Raw genomic sequence first — 16,646 nt, 5'->3', positions numbered from 1 at the left:
CTGCCGGGTCAGCGTCGTCACATGGGTTGGTCGGGGATGGAGGCCGCGAGGAAGAGCAGTGCGGCCCCGGCCCCGGCCAGCAGGACGCAGTCCCACCAGCGCTTGCGTACGGCGAGCATGCCGGCGTCCTTGGCCGGCAGCACCGCGCGGAGCACGGAGGCCGCGATCAGCGCGCCGGCGTACCACCGGATCCCGAGCCGCCACGACCCGGTCGTGACGATGCCGATCCCGACCGCGACGACGGCGAGCACCGCGAGGTAGAAGGCGCCGCCGATGGTCGAGGGATAGCGACGCTGGCCGTCCTCCTCGACCAGGGGTTCGGCCGAGACCGGCTCCTCCTCGGGCTCCTCGCTCACGCCACCGACTGCTCGGCCGCGGCCACGATGTTGGAGAGCAGCATGGCCCGGGTCATCGGGCCGACGCCGCCGGGGTTGGGCGAGATCCAGCCGGCGACGTCCCAGACGTCGTCGGCCACGTCGCCGGCGATCTTGCCGTCGACCCGGGAGACGCCGACGTCGAGCACGGCGGCGCCGGGCTTGACCATGTCGCCGGTGATGATGCCGGGCACGCCCGCCGCCGCGACGATGACGTCGGCGGTGCGGGTGTGCGCGGCGAGGTCGCGGGTGCCCGTGTGGCAGAGCGTGACCGTGGAGTTCTCGCTGCGGCGGGTCAGCAGCAGGCCCATCGGCCGGCCGACGGTGATGCCGCGGCCGACCACGACGACCTCGGCGCCGTTGAGCTCGACGCCGTGCCGCCGGAGCAGCTCGATGCAGCCGATCGGCGTGCACGGCAGCGGGCCGGACTCGCCGAGGACCAGCTTGCCGAGGTTGGTCGGGTGCAGGCCGTCGACGTCCTTGTCCGGAGCGACCCGGGAGAGCAGCGCGAACTCGTCGAGCCCGGTCGGCTGCTGGACGATGAAGCCGGTGCACGCCGGGTCGTCGTTGAGGCGGTCGATCTCCGCCTCCACCTCGGCCTGGGTCGCGGTCGCCGGCAGGTCGACCCGGATCGACGCGATGCCGATCTCGGCGCAGTCCTTGTGCTTGGCGGAGACGTACCAGTGCGAGCCCGGGTCGTCGCCGACCAGGACGGTGCCGAGGCCCGGCACGACCCCCTGGGCGCGGAGCTTCGCCACCCGCTCGGTGAGGTCGGCCTTGATGGTCTTGAGCGTCGCGCTGCCGTCGAGCTTCTGTGCGGTCACGGGGTCATCCTGTCCTGCTCGTCGCCTCGGTCAGTGGAAGAAGTGCCGAGTGCCGGTGAAGTACATCGTGACCCCGGCCGCCTTGCAGGCCTCGATGGTGAGCTCGTCGCGCACGGAGCCGCCCGGCTGGACGATAGCGGCGACGCCGGCGTCGATCAGCACCTGCGGGCCGTCCTCGAAGGGGAAGAACGCGTCGGAGGCGGCCACGGCGCCGCGGGCACGCTCGGCACCCTCGACGAGCGTGTTGGCGCGCTCGACCGCGAGCTTGCAGGAGTCGACCCGGTTGACCTGGCCCATGCCGACGCCGACGGAGGCGCCGTCCTTGGCGAGCAGGATCGCGTTGGACTTCGCCGAGCGGCACGCCGTCCAGGCGAAGACCAGGTCGGCGAGCACCTCGGGCGAGGCGGCCTCGCCCGTCGCGAGGGTCCAGGTCGAGACGTCGTCGCCCTCGGCGTCGACGCCGTCCCGCTGCTGCATGAGCAGCCCGCCAGAGATCGGGCGGGTCTCGACGCCGCCGCGGGCGAGCGGCTCGCAGACGAGGATTCGGATGTTCTTCTTGCCCTGGAGCACCTCGACGGCGCCGTCCTCGTAGCCGGGCGCGACGATCACCTCGGTGAAGACCTCGGCCACCTGCCGGGCCATCTCGACGGTGACCGGCCGGTTGGCGGCGATCACGCCGCCGAACGCCGAGACCGGGTCGCAGGCGTGGGCCTTGCGGTGGGCGTCGGCCACGTCGCCGCCGACCGCGACGCCGCAGGGGTTGGCGTGCTTGATGATCGCCACCGCCGGCTCGTCGAAGTCGTACGCCGCCCGCCGGGCCGCGTCGGTGTCGACGTAGTTGTTGTAGGACATCTCCTTGCCGTGCAGCTGCTCGGCGCCCGCGAGCCCGGCCGGGCCGTAGCCGTGGCGGTAGAGCGCGGCCGACTGGTGCGGGTTCTCGCCGTAGCGCAGGGTCGCGGCCTTGTCCCAGGTCGCGCCGGCCCACGCCGGGTAGCCGGTGCCGTCGGAGGTGTCGGTGAGCACGTTGCCCATCCAGGACGCGACCGCGACGTCGTACGTCGCGGTGTGGACGAACGCCTCGGCGGCCAGCCGCTGCCGCTCGGCGATCGTGAAGCCGCCGGCGGCGACCGCGGCGAGCACGTCGGCGTAGCGGTCCGGGGAGGTGACGATCGCGACCGAGGGGTGGTTCTTGGCGGCCGCGCGGACCATCGACGGACCACCGATGTCGATCTGCTCGACGCACTCGTCGGGCGTCGCGCCGGACGCGACGGTCTGGACGAACGGGTAGAGGTTGGAGACCACGAGGTCGAACGGCTCGACGCCGAGGTCGGCGAGCTGCTGCACGTGGGAGTCGAGGCGTCGGTCGGCGAGGATGCCGGCGTGCACCCGCGGGTGCAGGGTCTTGACCCGCCCGTCGAGGCACTCGGGGAAGCCGGTGAGGTCCTCCACCTTGGTGACCGGCAGGCCGAGCCCCGCGATCAGGGCGGCGGAGCCGCCGGTGGAGACCAGCTCGACGCCGGCGTCGTGGAGGCCCTGGACGAGCTCCTCGAGGCCGGACTTGTCGTAGACGGAGACCAGCGCGCGCTTGATCGGGATGCGGTTGTCTGACACGGACTCTCCTGCTGAGGCTCTGGAAGGGGTGGCAGCACCCAGGCGGTCGATGCTCCCGGCGTCACTCCCTGGTGGTCGCCCACCTGCGCCAGTCGTGTGCCCTCACCCTATCCGGACGCGACGGCCGGCCACGACGAACCCCTCGCGGGCCATCCGGCCGACCGCGTCGACCAGCATCGCCCGCTCGGCGACCTTGATCCGCTCGTGCAGGGACTCCACGGTGTCGTCGTCCGCGACCGTCACCGCGCTCTGCGCGACGATCGGCCCGGTGTCCACGCCGCCGTCGACCACGAAGAGCGTGCAGCCGGTGACCTTGACGCCGTACTCCAGCGCGTCGGCCGGGCCGTGCATGCCCGGGAAGGACGGCGAGAGCGCGGGGTGGGTGTTGAGCATCCGACCGGCGAAGCGGTCGAGGAAGCTCGCGCCGACGAGCTTCATGAAGCCGGCCGAGACGACCAGGTCGGGGGTGTACGCCGCGCAGGCGTCGGTCAGCGCGGCGTCCCACGCCTCACGGCTGTCGAAGTCCTTCACCTTCAGCACGAAGGTCGGGATGCCGGCGCGCTCGGCGCGGGCGAGGCCCTCGATGCCGTCGCGGTCCGCGCCGACGGCGACCACGGTGGCGCCGTACGCCGGGTCGGCGGTCGCGTCGAGGAGTGCCTGGAGGTTGGTGCCGGACCCCGACACGAGGACGACGAGGCGAGCGGTCACCCGTCGGAGTCTAGGGGCGCCGGGTCGAGGGTGCGGCGCTGCCACCAGGTCATCGCGAGGCCGCCGATGACGCCGCCGATGCCGAAGGCGGTGACCGCGTGGACGAGCACGTCCATCGCCTCGGGGCCGATGTCGCGCATCCGGCCGGGGCCGACGGCGCCGGCCGACAGCGCGGCGAGGATCCCGAGCAGCACACCGGCGAGGACACCGCCGACGCAGCCGCGCAGCGCGCCCTCCTCCCAGCGCAGGGTCGGGACCCGTCGCTGGGCCCGGGCCGCGGCGACGGCGGCGACCAGCGGCGGCAGCACCATGAGGTAGGTCGTCCAGGCGGGGGTCGGACCGTTGTCGGGCAGCGCCGCGAGCAGCGGGAACATCGGGACCGGGCCGAGCGAGACCAGGCTGGGCGAGACGAGGGTGCCGGTGCCGACCGCGAAGCCGGGGCCGAGGAGGTACGACGCCGTGTAGACGACGGCGTTGGGGATCGTGGTCGCGGTGAGCCCGGTGTAGACGGTCGCCTCCCCCGCGCTGGTGTGGAGCCGGGACATCACGTTGGCGGCGGTGCCGATGTCGACGAGGAGCGCGACCGCGAAGACGGCCGTGGAGACCAGCAGCATCGTGGCCAGGATCCGCAGGCTGGCGCCGACGGCCGCACGCAGCCAGCCGCGGACGCCGGTCGCCCAGATCGCGGCGCGCCCGGAGCCGACGGCGATGCCGGTCAACCCGAAGGCGAGGCAGAGCAGGACCGACCAGCCGACGACCCGGCCGCCGGACGGGGCGGTCGCGGGGGTGCGGGCGAGCACGAGGGTGATGACCGCGACGGCGACGTACCCGACCGTGAAGGCGGCGCCGGCGATCGCGACCGTCCAGTCGCGCTCGCCGTCGGCGATCCGCTCGGCGTCGGGTCCGTGGCCGGAGATCGCGCTGCCGACCCGCTGCGCGACCCGCCACACCGACCACGCACAGAGCGCGCTCAGCCCCAGCGGCACGATCGTCACGGCGACCCCGTCGACCCGGACGCCGGAGCCGTGGGCCATCAGCCAGCCGAACGCGCCGACCCGGAGGCCGTCGCGCGGCGTGCCGTGGGCACCGGCGTCGGCGACGAACCAGCCGACGACCCCGAAGGCCAGGCAGACGACGAGGGTGCCGGCCGCGGCCGCCGCGCCGCCGATGAGGGACACCGGCACGAGCGGCGACCGGTGTCGTACGTCGGCGCCGATCCGGCCCGGAGCGGGGAGCAGCGAGGTCATGGTCCGGCCATCATCGCCCGCGCGAGGCCCCGGATCCGGGCGCACACGCCGTTTCGGCGCACCTGTCCGGCGCGGGCTACCGTGGACGCGCCATGACGGAGCCCGACGAGTTCGACCAGTTCTACCGGGACGTCCGCGCACGTGTGCTGCTGCTGACGTACGGCCTGACCGGCGACCTCCCGTCCTCGCGCGCCGCGGTGCGCGACGCCTTCGTCGTGGCCTGGCACCACTGGCGGAAGGTCTCCTGCGGTGACGACCCCGAGGCGTGGGTCCGCGAGCTCGCCTGCCGGCGGGCGCAGCGACGTCACACCGCGAAGCTCTGGCATCGGGAGAAGGGCCTCGAGCCCGAGACCAAGGCCACCCTCGACGCGCTCGCCAAGCTGAGCCTCCAGCAGCGCCGGGTGCTGCTGGTGACCGAGCTGTCCAGCGCGTCGCTCGCCGACATGGCCCGCGAGGTCGGGATCACCCGCACCGAGGCCGAGCGGGACCTCCAGACGGCGACCTCCCAGTTCTCGATCCACCGCGAGGTGCCGACCACCAGCGTCCGGGCGACGCTCGAGGCGATGGGCGCCCACATCGAGGCGGCCCGGCTGCCCCGCGCCACGATCATCCGGCGGGCCGGCTCGACGCGTCGCCGTACCCACACGGTCATCGGCGTCGCGGCCACGGCGGCCGCCCTGGTCGTCACCGGGACGCTCGTCACCGACGGCGACGGCGTCCGGCCGACGCTCGCCGGCGAACGCGTCGAGGCGGCGCCCTCGAACGACGACGCCGGCGGCAGCACCCAGAAGGCGCCGGTCGAGCTGCCCGAGACGACCCTCCTCGAGGCCACGGCGCTGTCCCCCGCCCTGCCGGGCAAGGACTGGGCCGTCGGCACGACCGGCGACAACACCACCGGCGACGGGCTCGCGATGACCTGCCAGGCGGACCGCTTCGCCGGCCACCGGCCCGAGGCCGCCCTGGTCCGCAGCTTCGACGCGCGTCCGCACGACGCCGGCTCCGCGACGTTCGTGCAGATGAGCGAGGCCGCGCGGTCCACCAAGGCCGCCGAGGGCGCCTTCGACACGGCGCTCGGCTGGTTCGCGGGCTGCGGCAGCGACCGGGCGCAGCTGCTGGGCACCTACCGCCTGCCCGGCGTCGGCGACGAGGCCACCGTGGTCGCGCTGCACACCTGGCAGCGCCCCGAGGCCACCGTGCTCGCCGCGGTGGGTCGCACCGGCCAGTACACGACGTCGGTGGTGAGTCGGACCCCCGGCGGCGACGGGCCGCGGCCGGCCGCGCTCGGGCGGCTCCTCGCCGACAGCATCGGCTCGCTCTGCGCGCTGCCCGAGGGCGGCGCCTGCGCGGACGGCCCCGTCAAGGCCGTGGCGACCCGGCCGGTCCCCGTCGCCGAAGTACCCGCCATGCTCGACGAGGTCGACCTGCCGCCGGTCGTCGGCGTCGTGAAGCCGTGGGTCGGCACCGAGCCGCGCAGGGCGCTCGACAACGTCGCGGCCACCGGCTGCGACGACACCGACTTCTCCGGCCCGGACTTCTCCACCAACCTGACCCGGACCTTCCTGGTGCCGGAGGCGAAGCTGGCCGACGAGTTCGGCCTCACGGAGACGGTCGGCGTGCTGCCGACGCGGAAGAAGGCCCAGGCCTTCGTCAACGGCGTCCGCGACCGGCTCGACCGCTGCTCCGACAAGAAGATCGGCACGGACGTGACCCGGCTGCGGACCCGCACCTCGGCCGGCGAGGACCTCACCGTGTGGCACGTGTCCACCGAGGTCAACACCAACCGCACCGTCGACTTCTACATGGGGATCCTGCGCACCGGGACCGCCGTCGCCCAGGTGGGCTTCGTCCCGGACGGCACGGCGACCCTCCCACAGGGGGCGTTCGAGGCCCTCGCCGAGCGCGCGCTCGCGCGGCTCCCGGAAATGCCCGACCCCGACGTGCAACCGTAGGCCCGGTCCCGGCGTATCCCCCTCGATCGGCGCTCCTGCCGGTCGGACGCCAGACGGGAAAGGTCGATGGAGGAAGCCGAGTTCGACGACTTCTACACCGCGTCGTTCCAGCGGATCACGGGCCAGGTCTACGCCATGATCGGCAACCGCGACGAGGCCCTGGAGTGCGTCCAGGAGGCGTTCGTGCGCGCCTGGGCCCACCGCCGCAAGCTCGACCGCGCCGAGCACCCCGAGGCGTGGGTGCGCACCACGGCGTACCGCCTCGCGGTGAGCCGGTGGCGCCGTACCGTCCGGGGCCGGAGGCCCGCCGACCGCGCGGTCGGCCCCGCGGTGGAGACGGCCGCGCCCAGCGAGGCCCACGTCGCCCTGGTCGCGGCGCTCAAGCAGCTGCCCGAGGCGCAGCGCCAGGCGCTGGTCCTCCACCACATCGCCGACCTGCCCGTGCACGACGTCGCCCGCGAGGTCGGCGTCCCCGAAGGCACCATCAAGGCCCGGCTCAGCCGTGGCCGCGCCGCGCTCGCCGCGCTGCTCACGGACGAGGAGGGACTCAGCCATGCGTGACCCGATCGACGAGCTCTCGAACTTCGACCCCGGACCGACCATGACCCCGCTCCCCGCCTCGGAGGTACGCCGCCGCGGCACCCGCCTGCGCCGCCGCAACACGGCCCTCACCGCCATCGCCGCGGCCGCCGCCGTCACCGTCGTCGCCGTCCCCGTCGCCGCGCTCGCCGGCCACGACTCGTCGTCGACGCCGCAGCCGGCTCCGCCGGTCCACTCGTGGGTGCAGCAGATCCCCGACGGATTCGACGTCACCGCCGTGCCGGCCGGCAGCCCGGTGCGGTTCGACGCGCGCGACGACTCCGTCGTCGACGACTTCACGCTCTGCGGCCGGCCCGCCTTCTCGACGCGGTCCGACGACCCGGTCGGACCCGCGACCGAGACCGCCGGCGCGACGGCCGGCGAGGCCGGCACCGACGGCTCGGACGGGCGCACCCTCGCCGTGTACGCCGACGACACGACCGCCGACCGGGCACTCGCCGCCCTTCGCGAAGGCGTCACGGCCTGCCCGCGCGACACCGGCTCGACGCCCTACCTCTGGGGCGCCGTCGAGGCCCCGGCCGTGGCCGACGGCTCGCTCGTGATCAGCCAGCAGGTCCGGCAGTCCGGGTACACCGGCGACCTCACGCTGACCGAGGTGGTCCGTGTCGGCAACGCGCTCCTGCTCGCGTCCACCCATACCGACGCCGGAGGCGATCAGGCAATCCAGGAGACGCTGCCGGCGCTGACCGCTCTGTCACAGCCGGTCGTCGACCAGATGTGCGTCTTCTCGGCCACCGGCTGCAGCACCGCGTCGAACGCGGTCGACCCGTCGCCGACCGGCGAGGTGACGACCGCGATCGCCGCCGACTTCCCGCTGCTCGACGGGCTGCCGACCACGGCGGCGACGAAGGACTTCGGTCGGTACGGCCCGAAGACCGACAAGGACCCGATGAGCTTCATGACCTGCGAGAACGACGTTGCCAACGGCTTCGGGGGCGCGGTGGAGCGGCTCGGTGGAGGGTGGACCGACCCCGCTGAGGCGCGGGTCCGACAGCTCTCGACGTTCGCCAGTGCCGCCGGGGCCTCGGCGTACCTCCGCCAGGTCGAGGAGGTCGGAACCTGCCAGCCTCAGGACACCGGCAGCGGCGTCACGGAGATCCACTCGGGCGCCGGCTCGGACCTGAGCCTCGGCGACGAGGCGTTCATCGAGGTCCGGTGGTACCGGCACAACGGCAACCCGGCCCCTGGCTTCCAGGTCACCGAGCTCGTGCGTGTGGGCAACGCGGTGCTCGCCCAGACGCGCACCGCTGACGGCTACGACGACAACGTCACCTCGGCCTACCTCGAGCAGATCATCACCGAGAGCGACCAGAGCCTCGCCGATGTCGTCGACTCGATGTGCGTCTACGCCGAGGGCGGGTGCTGACAGGCTCCGACGGGCGGCCCCGTCCGCTGGTTGAGGTGCGAGGCCCGCTAGGGCCGAGCCTCGAAAACCCGCAACTGTCCCTAACGTCCCTGTCCGCGTCATCCGGCGTGGGTGACGAAAGACAGTTACAGAGAAAGGGGTCACCGTCCGCTGTGGTCACCCGGGAGCGATTTCCAGCCGCTTCCCGGCTTCGACGTTGGCTCGGGTCGACCGCTGTGGCCCGGGCCCAAGAACCCAGAAAGAAGCTCGAATCGGACTAGAACACATGTTCGATTCGATGTAGAATCAGATATGGCCGCGACGCAGACTCCTACCGCACCGACCTCACCGTCGGTGCTGCTGGATGCCGCCGCGGAACAGACCCGGGTCGCTCTCATGGCTGAGGCCGAGCGGTTCTCCCTCGCACTGCGGTGGGCCCACGCCCACCCGGCGCCGGTCACCGACGCCGTCGTCGACGAGCTCGGCGACCTGGTCATGTACGCCGACCAGCCCGCCACCCTCGCGGGCGAAGGTGCGCCCGGGATGAGCGAGTTCGCGGTCGCGGAGTTCGCCACCGCCTGCGGCCTGTCCACCTACCAGGGCCGCGCCCTGATCGGCGCCGCCCTCGAAGCCCACCACCGCCTCCCGCGCCTCTGGTCGAAGGTGATGGCCGGGGACGTGGCGGTGTGGAAGGTCCGGCGGGTCACCGAACAGACCCACCGCCTCCCACCCGGCGCCGCCGCCGAGGTCGACACCGTGCTGGCGCCGGTGATCGGGACCTGCTCCTACGCCCAGATCGAGAAGACCGTCGCCGCAGCCGCCGCCCGCGTCGACGACGAACACACCGAGATGGAACGCCTCGACCGGTGGCAGCAACAACACCTCGAGGTCCGCCTCGACGCCGCCGCCCTCAACGGCGGCCTCGTGCCCGTCTCCGGGCTCCTGGACTACCCCGACGCCCTGGCGCTGGAAGCCCGGCTCAAGACCGGCGCCGCCCTCCTCGGCGACAAGCACCCCGAGCTGTCGCTCGACATCCGCCGCGCGATGGCCGCCGGCCGCCTCGGCGCCACCGGCGATGCCGTGTCACGTGAGGTCGTGGTCTACACCCACCACGAGCCCGACCAGACCCACGACATCCTCGACGTCGAAGGCACCCACGGCCGGCTCGGGCACACCACCATCGAACAGATCGCCCAGTGGTGCCAGCTCGCCGGCACCAAGGTCACCATCAAGCCCGTCCTCGAGCTCGACGCCGAACTCTCCGTCGACCGATACGAACCGTCCGCCCAGCAACGCGAGCAGGCGATCCTGACCTGCCCCACCTGCGTCTTCCCCGGCTGCTCGAAATCGGCCCGCGGCTGCGACCTCGACCACATCACCGCCTACGCACAGGGCGGCAAGACCACCTCCTGGAACCTCGCACCCCTGTGCAGGTACCACCACCGCCTCAAGACCTTCGGCCACTGGACCTACCGGAGACTCGGCCGCGCCCGGTTCGAATGGACCTCACCATCCGGCAAGCACTACCTCGCCGACCTCACCCACAAGCGACGACGAACCCGCTGACCCCACCCCACCGGCCCGAGCTGGTGGGGCAACTTCTGGTGGGCGCCCGCCGTCTCCCCCACGTGAGCGTGCCGTGGTGATCCTGGTCGGCCTGCTGGTCCTCAGCGGGTGCGACAGCCATGATGCGGCCGCCCGCTTCCAACCCGGCCGCCGGCCACCCACGAGCCCAGCCCGCCCGCGACCCACACGGCGAAGCCGGCCGGGGCACGGCCAGGCGCTCCGGAGCGTCGTGCGGCCGACGGACCTGACAAGGCACGCGGTGCGGGCGGCGTACCCGCTTCGAGCTCGGGGCCGGACGGCGTCGCCAGCCTGCTCCTGGTCGCCGACGACCAGCGCTGCGCCGGCTGAAATGACGCTGACCCGGCAGAGAGTTTCTGCCGGGTCAGCGGTGAGCTTCTGACGGATCAGAGGGTCTCGAGGATCTCTCGCATGAGAGCGGCGGTCTCGGACGGCGTCTTGCCGACCTTCACGCCGACGGCCTCGAGGGCCTCCTTCTTCGCCTGGGCGGTGCCCGAGGAGCCGGAGACGATGGCGCCGGCGTGGCCCATGGTCTTGCCCTCGGGGGCGGTGAAGCCCGCGACGTAGCCGACGACCGGCTTGGTCACGTTGTCCTTGATGTACGCCGCGGCCCGCTCCTCGGCGTCGCCGCCGATCTCGCCGATCATCACGATCGCCTTGGTGTCGGGGTCCGCCTCGAACGCCGCGAGGGCGTCGATGTGGGTGGTGCCGATGACCGGGTCGCCGCCGATGCCGATGGCGGTCGAGAAGCCGTAGTCACGCAGCTCGTACATCATCTGGTAGGTCAGCGTGCCGGACTTCGACACGAGGCCGATCGGGCCGGTCCCCGCGATGGTGTGCGGGGTGATGCCGGCCAGCGACTCGCCGGGGGTGATGATGCCCGGGCAGTTGGGGCCGATCATCCGGGTGCCGGCGTGGTTGGCCTCGGACTGCAGGTAGGACCAGACCTCGGCGGTGTCCTGCACCGGGACGCCCTCGGTGATGACCACGAGCAGGCCGATGCCGGCGTCGATGGCCTCGATGCAGGCGTCCTTGGTGAAGGCCGGCGGCACGAAGACGACCGACACGTCGGCACCGGTCTCCTTCATGGCCTCCTCGACGGTGCCGAAGACCGGCTGGGTGGTCCCGGCCAGCTCGACGGTGGTGCCGGCCTTGCGGGCGTTGACGCCGCCGACGATGTTGCTGCCGGACTCGATCATCAGGGTGGTGTGCTTGGAGCCCATGCCACCGGTGATGCCCTGGACGATGATCTTGCTGTCCTTGTTGAGGTAGATGCTCATCTGTCTTCTCCCCGGCCTCAGGCGTTCGCCAGCTCGGCGGCCTTGTCGGCCGCACCGTCCATGGTGTCCACCTGGGTGACGAGCGGGTGGTTCAGCTCGTCCAGGATCGCCCGGCCCTTCTCGACGTTGTTGCCGTCGAGGCGTACGACGAGCGGCTTGCTCGCCTCGTCGCCGAGGATCTCCAGGGCGCCCTTGATGCCGTTGGCGACCTCGTCGCAGGCGGTGATGCCGCCGAAGACGTTCACGAACACGCTCTTGACCTGCGGGTCGTTGAGGATGACGTCGAGGCCGTCGGCCATCACCTGGGCGTTGGCACCGCCGCCGATGTCGAGGAAGTTCGCCGGCTTGACGCCGCCGTGGGCCTCACCGGCGTACGCGACGACGTCGAGGGTCGACATGACCAGGCCCGCGCCGTTGCCGATGATGCCGACCTGGCCGTCGAGCTTGACGTAGTTGAGGCCCTTGTCCTTGGCCTTCGCCTCGAGCGGGTCGGCCTCCTCGCGGATCTCGAACTGCTCGTGGTCGGGGTGGCGGACCTCGGAGGCGTTGTCGTCCAGCGAGACCTTGCCGTCGAGCGCCTCGAGCTTGTCGCCGGCCAGCCGCGCGAGCGGGTTGACCTCGACGAGCGTGGCGTCCTCCTCGACGAAGGTCGCGTAGAGCGCCTGGATCATCACGACGGCCTGCTCGAAGACGGCCTCGGGGAACTTCGCCTCGGTGGCGATCTCGCGGGCCTTGGCCTCGTCGACGCCGGTGCCCGGGTCGACCGGGATCTGCTTGACAGCGTCCGGGTTGGTCTTGGCGACCTCCTCGATCTCGACGCCGCCCTCGACGGACGCGATGCAGAGGTACTGCCGGTTGGCCCGGTCGAGCAGGAAGGAGAAGTAGTACTCCTCCTCGGGCGGGGTCGCCGGCGTGACCAGCACGCGGTTGACCGTGAGGCCCTTGATCTCCATGCCCAGGATGTTGGACGCGTGCTCGAAGGCCTCGTCCGCCGTCTTGGCCAGCTTCACGCCGCCCGCCTTGCCGCGGCCGCCGGCCTTGACCTGCGCCTTGATGACGGTCACGCCGCCGATCTGCTCGGCAGCGGCCTTCGCGGCCTCCGCGGTCTCGACGACGACGCCCAGCGTCGTGGCCACACCGTGCTTGGCGAAGAGCTCCTTCGCCTGGTACTCCATCAGATCCACTGATCCACCAAGTCCTCTAGTAGGAGCGGGCGCGCCACAGCGCGCCTCGAGCTCAGGGGGTGTCCCAGGCACCATAGACCCGGCTCCTCCGCGGGCACGAGGCCGGGGCTACGTGACGTGGGGCACGGTCGCCGCCCGCCTGTCGCGACCCGATCCGCCCGGCACCACCCGGACGACCTACCCCGGACACGCCGATGGTCTAGACAGGATTGGGTATTGTTCGGTCGCCGTGAGCCTGACCACCCCGAAACGGGGGTGTCAGCAGGTCGGCAGGCGGGAATGTCGGGCCGCAGGGCTGCAGCGGAGCCCTCAAGACCACGACGGATCCTGCCGATGTTTTACATGGGCCGTGATCTGTCCGTTACAGTCGGGCCTCGCCGTCTGAACCCCCGAGCAGCGGAGAAGCAAACAGTCATGGGCAACCACCGAGCGGATCGTCGCGGCCCCAGCCGCCGACCCTCGGACCAGCCGACCCCCTCCGGCGGCAAGCGTCGCGCGGAGAAGCCGACCCGGTCCACCCGTCGCGAGAGCGTCGAGCCCACGCCGGCTCCGCTGTCGCTCGAGGACGAGTCGACCATCGTCATCCCGGTCACCAACGAGGCCCTCGAGCCGACCCCGACCGGGTCGTCCGCGACCTACCAGTCCTACCGCGTGGGCGGCGTCCGCAGCGCCCCCGCGCCGCGCACCGGCCTCTCGCAGCCGGGCGCCCGCCGCAGCGCCTCGCGCGCCCCGCTCTTCCGGGTGCTCCCCTCCGCTCCGATGGTGCTCGGCGTCGCCGCGCTCGCGGTCTCCGCGGGCGGCGCCCTGACCGTCGCCGGCGGCCTCGGGAGCAGCGACAGCCCGCGGATCAGCCAGGCCAGCGCCCTCAGCGGCGTCAGCAACGTCTCCCGCGTCAACCTGCTCGGACGCGAGGTCGTCAGCCGCGACTCGCGCCGCGACGCCCTCGACGACGCCGCCGACGCCCAGCTCCAGGACAAGGTCGAGGAGCAGAGCCGGCAGCGCGACGCGGCGATGGCCAAGCTCGCCCAGGAGACCCAGGCCTGGTCCGACAAGCTCGCGCTCAACCAGTGGATCCTCCCGGTCTCCGGCTACCACCTGACCGCCCGCTTCGGTGACTACAGCGGCCTGTGGTCCCACTTCCACACCGGCCTCGACTTCGCCGCCCCGAGCGGCACCCCGATCCACGCCATCGCCGACGGCGTGGTCACCTCCGTCGGGTACGACGGCTCCTACGGCAACAAGACCGTCATCACGCTCGATGACGGCACCGAGATCTGGTACTGCCACCAGACCTCGTACGTCGTCAGCGAGGGCGACACGATCTCCCAGGGCGAGCTGATCGGCTACGTCGGCTCGACCGGCAACGTCACCGGCCCCCACCTGCACCTCGAGGTCCGCCCCGGCGCGGGCGACCCGGTCGACCCGTACACCGCGCTCGTCGCGCACGGGGTCACGCCGTAGCGGCGAACCGCCTCACAGCTTCTCCACGGGCGCGTAGCGCAGCAGGAGGCGCTTGACGCCCTCCGAGCCGAAGTCGATCGACGCGACGGCCTTGTCGCCGGCGCCCTCGAGCGCGACCACCGTGCCGAGGCCGAACGAGTCGTGCAGCACCCGGTCGCCCGGGTCGAGGCTCGGGATCTCCCGCGACGGCTTGGAACGGGCGGCCGCGTCGGCCCGGACCGCGGCCGCGGAGAAGTTGCGCCGACCGGCGGCCGTCGGCTCGCCGTAGTGCTGCCCACCGGAGAGGTCGGGACGGCTCCAGCGGGTCTGCGCCGCTTCGGTGCGGCGCCAGTCGACCAGGTCGACCGGCAGCTCGTCGAGGAACCGGGAGCCGGGGTTGTGCGAGGGGGCGCCCCAGGCGGAGCGGACCACGGCACGGGAGATGAAGAGGCGCTCCCGGGCCCGGGTCACCCCGACGTACGCGAGTCGTCGCTCCTCCTCGAGCTCCGTCTGGTCGCCGAGCGCCCGGGAGTGCGGGAAGACGCCGTCCTCGAGACCGGTGAGGAAGACGACCGGGAACTCCAGACCCTTCGCGGTGTGCAGCGTCATCAGCGTGACGACCCCCTGATCCTCGGGGTCGTCATCGGGAATCTGGTCGGCGTCGGCCACCAGCGCCACCCGCTCGAGGAAGTCGCCGAGTCCGGGCGCGACGGTGCCGGCGTCGACGTCGGCCGGGTCGGCCGAGGGGCCGGCGACCGGGTCGTCGGCGAACTCGCGGGCCACGGCGACGAGCTCGGCGAGGTTCTCCAGCCGGGTCTCGTCCTGCGGGTCGTCGCTCTCCTCGAGCGCGGTGAGGTAGCCCGACCGGGCCAGGGTGGTCTCGAGGACGACGTCGGGCCGCTCTCCCCCGTCGACCATCGACTGGAGCTCCTCGACCAGGGCCACGAAGCCCTGGATCTGGGTCAGCGACCGGGTGGCCAGGCCGGGGGCGTCCTCGGCCCGCCGGAGCGCCTCCCAGAAGGTGATCCGATCGCGCTCGGCGAGCGCGTTGACGCACGCGACCGCCCGGTCGCCGATGCCGCGCTTGGGGGTGTTGAGGATCCGGCGCAGGGAGACCTGGTCGGCCGGGTTGACCAGCAGCCGGAGGTAGGCCAGCGCGTCGCGGATCTCCCGCCGCTCGTAGAAGCGGACGCCGCCGACGACCTTGTAAGGCATCCCGAGGCGGATGAAGACCTCCTCGAAGACCCGGGACTGGGCGTTGGTGCGGTAGAAGACGGCCACGTCGCCGGGCCGGAACCGGCCCTCGTCGGTGAGCTTGTCGATCTCCCCGGAGACGAAGCGGGCCTCGTCGTGCTCATCGTCGGCGACGTACCCGACGATCCGGTCGCCGTCGCCGGCGTCGGACCACAGCCGCTTCTCCTTGCGGCCCTTGTTGTGGCCGATCACCGAGTTGGCGGCGGTGAGGATGGTCTGCGTGGAGCGGTAATTCTGCTCCAGCAGGATCGACGTCGCGTTGGGGAAGTCCTGCTCGAAGTCGAGGATGTTGCGGATGTTGGCGCCGCGGAAGGCGTAGATCGACTGGTCGGCGTCGCCCACCACCATCAGCTCGGCCGGCTCCACCCGCTCGACCTCGGGGTCGACCATCGGGCCCCCGTCTGAGATGGCGTCGGCGCAGAGCTGGTGGATGAGGGCGTACTGCGCGTGGTTGGTGTCCTGGTACTCGTCGACCAGCACGTGCCGGAAGCGCCGGCGGTAGGTCTCGCGCACCTCCGGGAACTGCTGGAAGAGGTGGACCGTGAACATGATGAGGTCGTCGAAGTCGAGCGCGTTGGCCTCGCGCAGCCGCCGCTGGTAGGTGGTGTACGCCGCGGCGTACGTCTCCTCGAGGTGGTTGCGGGCGTCCTTGGTGGCGTCCTCGGGGTCGCGCAGCTCGTTCTTCTGGTTGGAGACCCAGTGGAGCAGCGCGCCGGGCTGGTAGCGGCGCGGGTCGAGGTCGAGGTCGTTGCAGACCAGCGTCATCAGGCGCTTCTGGTCGGCGGCGTCGTAGATGGAGAAGTTGGACTTGAAGCCCACGCCCCCGAAATCCAGGGTGGTGACCTCCTTGCGGAGGATCCGCACGCAGGCGGAGTGGAACGTCGAGACCCACATGATCCGGGCGCGCTTGCCCACGAGGTCCTCGACGCGCTCCTTCATCTCGGCCGCGGCCTTGTTGGTGAAGGTGATGGCCAGGATCGAGCCCGGGTGGGCGCGGCGCTCGGAGATCAGCCACGCGATCCGGCGCGTCAGCACCCGCGTCTTGCCGGAGCCGGCGCCGGCCACGACGAGCAGCGGGGCGCCCTCGTGCACGACGGCGGCCCGCTGGGGGTCGTTGAGGCCCGCGAGCAGCTCCTCGGCGCTCGGGCCGCGGCGCTGCGGCGGCTCGGCAGCGGTGATGGTCTCCAGACCGGGCAGCGGGATCGACGTACTCATCTCGCCGCCCAGCCTACGTCCGGGCACCCCC

The 16,646-nt window shown here is 72.3% G+C and carries 13 protein-coding genes and 1 riboswitch; of the genes, 5 read left to right on the top strand and 8 right to left on the bottom strand.

Annotation, left to right across the window (positions count from 1 at the left end):
- Positions 1-17: 17 nt before the first annotated feature.
- From K8U61_RS18610 to K8U61_RS18590, 5 genes are all read right to left on the bottom strand, one after another.
- Positions 18-356, bottom strand: coding sequence for a DUF3017 domain-containing protein (locus K8U61_RS18610; RefSeq protein WP_224124552.1), 339 nt, complete (start codon positions 354-356; stop codon positions 18-20).
- Complete coding sequence (locus K8U61_RS18605) at positions 353-1,198, bottom strand: bifunctional methylenetetrahydrofolate dehydrogenase/methenyltetrahydrofolate cyclohydrolase (RefSeq protein ID WP_224124551.1); 846 nt, start codon at positions 1,196-1,198, stop codon at positions 353-355. Before K8U61_RS18605 ends, K8U61_RS18610 begins: the two co-directional genes overlap by 4 nt.
- A 30-nt stretch (positions 1,199-1,228) precedes the next feature.
- Positions 1,229-2,809 carry a bifunctional phosphoribosylaminoimidazolecarboxamide formyltransferase/IMP cyclohydrolase gene (gene purH / locus K8U61_RS18600; RefSeq protein ID WP_224124550.1) on the bottom strand — a complete coding sequence of 527 codons (1,581 nt, stop codon included), beginning with the start codon at positions 2,807-2,809 and terminating at the stop codon, positions 1,229-1,231.
- Positions 2,810-2,838: 29 nt separating this feature from the next.
- A riboswitch (ZMP/ZTP riboswitch) is annotated at positions 2,839-2,914 on the bottom strand.
- Positions 2,912-3,517 carry a phosphoribosylglycinamide formyltransferase gene (purN, locus tag K8U61_RS18595; protein WP_224124549.1) on the bottom strand — a complete coding sequence of 202 codons (606 nt, stop codon included), beginning with the start codon at positions 3,515-3,517 and terminating at the stop codon, positions 2,912-2,914. It overlaps the preceding riboswitch by 3 nt.
- The gene (locus K8U61_RS18590) at positions 3,514-4,764 is read right to left on the bottom strand and encodes a cell division protein PerM (protein WP_224124548.1); all 1,251 of its coding nucleotides are present in this window, start codon (positions 4,762-4,764) and stop codon (positions 3,514-3,516) included. Before K8U61_RS18590 ends, purN begins: the two co-directional genes overlap by 4 nt.
- Positions 4,765-4,856: 92 nt before the next feature.
- On the opposite strand from K8U61_RS18590, the gene K8U61_RS18585 reads away from it, so the two are divergent.
- The 4 genes from K8U61_RS18585 (at position 4,857) to K8U61_RS18570 (ending at position 10,224) form a co-directional block, all read left to right on the top strand.
- A complete protein-coding gene (locus tag K8U61_RS18585; protein ID WP_224124547.1) occupies positions 4,857-6,713 on the top strand; it encodes a SigE family RNA polymerase sigma factor in 1,857 nt (618 codons plus the stop codon).
- A gap of 66 nt (positions 6,714-6,779) precedes the next feature.
- On the top strand, positions 6,780-7,274 hold the full coding sequence (locus K8U61_RS18580) for an RNA polymerase sigma factor (RefSeq protein ID WP_224124546.1): 495 nt from the start codon (positions 6,780-6,782) through the stop codon (positions 7,272-7,274).
- On the top strand, positions 7,267-8,679 hold the full coding sequence (locus tag K8U61_RS18575) for a hypothetical protein (protein ID WP_224124545.1): 1,413 nt from the start codon (positions 7,267-7,269) through the stop codon (positions 8,677-8,679). Before K8U61_RS18580 ends, K8U61_RS18575 begins: the two co-directional genes overlap by 8 nt.
- A 291-nt stretch (positions 8,680-8,970) precedes the next feature.
- The gene (locus K8U61_RS18570; protein ID WP_224124544.1) at positions 8,971-10,224 is read left to right on the top strand and encodes an HNH endonuclease signature motif containing protein; all 1,254 of its coding nucleotides are present in this window, start codon (positions 8,971-8,973) and stop codon (positions 10,222-10,224) included.
- Between the two features lie 404 nt (positions 10,225-10,628).
- Here the strand turns inward: K8U61_RS18570 and sucD are convergent, their stop codons facing one another.
- Both sucD and sucC read right to left on the bottom strand, forming a co-directional pair.
- Complete coding sequence (sucD, locus tag K8U61_RS18565; protein WP_224124543.1) at positions 10,629-11,522, bottom strand: succinate--CoA ligase subunit alpha; 894 nt, start codon at positions 11,520-11,522, stop codon at positions 10,629-10,631.
- 17 nt (positions 11,523-11,539) lie between these two features.
- Positions 11,540-12,706 (bottom strand): ADP-forming succinate--CoA ligase subunit beta, encoded by a 1,167-nt coding sequence (gene sucC / locus K8U61_RS18560; protein ID WP_224124542.1) that lies wholly within the window; start codon positions 12,704-12,706, stop codon positions 11,540-11,542.
- Between the two features lie 414 nt (positions 12,707-13,120).
- Between sucC and K8U61_RS18555 the strand changes: the two genes are divergently transcribed.
- A complete protein-coding gene (locus K8U61_RS18555; protein ID WP_224124541.1) occupies positions 13,121-14,167 on the top strand; it encodes a M23 family metallopeptidase in 1,047 nt (348 codons plus the stop codon).
- Positions 14,168-14,179: 12 nt separating this feature from the next.
- Here K8U61_RS18555 and pcrA read toward each other — a convergent pair whose 3' ends face one another.
- A complete protein-coding gene (pcrA, locus tag K8U61_RS18550; protein WP_224124540.1) occupies positions 14,180-16,615 on the bottom strand; it encodes a DNA helicase PcrA in 2,436 nt (811 codons plus the stop codon).
- Positions 16,616-16,646: the final 31 nt, after the last annotated feature.

The organism is Nocardioides mangrovi, assembly GCF_020073815.1.
In the GTDB taxonomy this organism is placed as follows: Bacteria; Actinomycetota; Actinomycetes; order Propionibacteriales; family Nocardioidaceae; genus Nocardioides; species Nocardioides mangrovi.
This window is presented reverse-complemented; position numbering and strand designations above follow the sequence as displayed.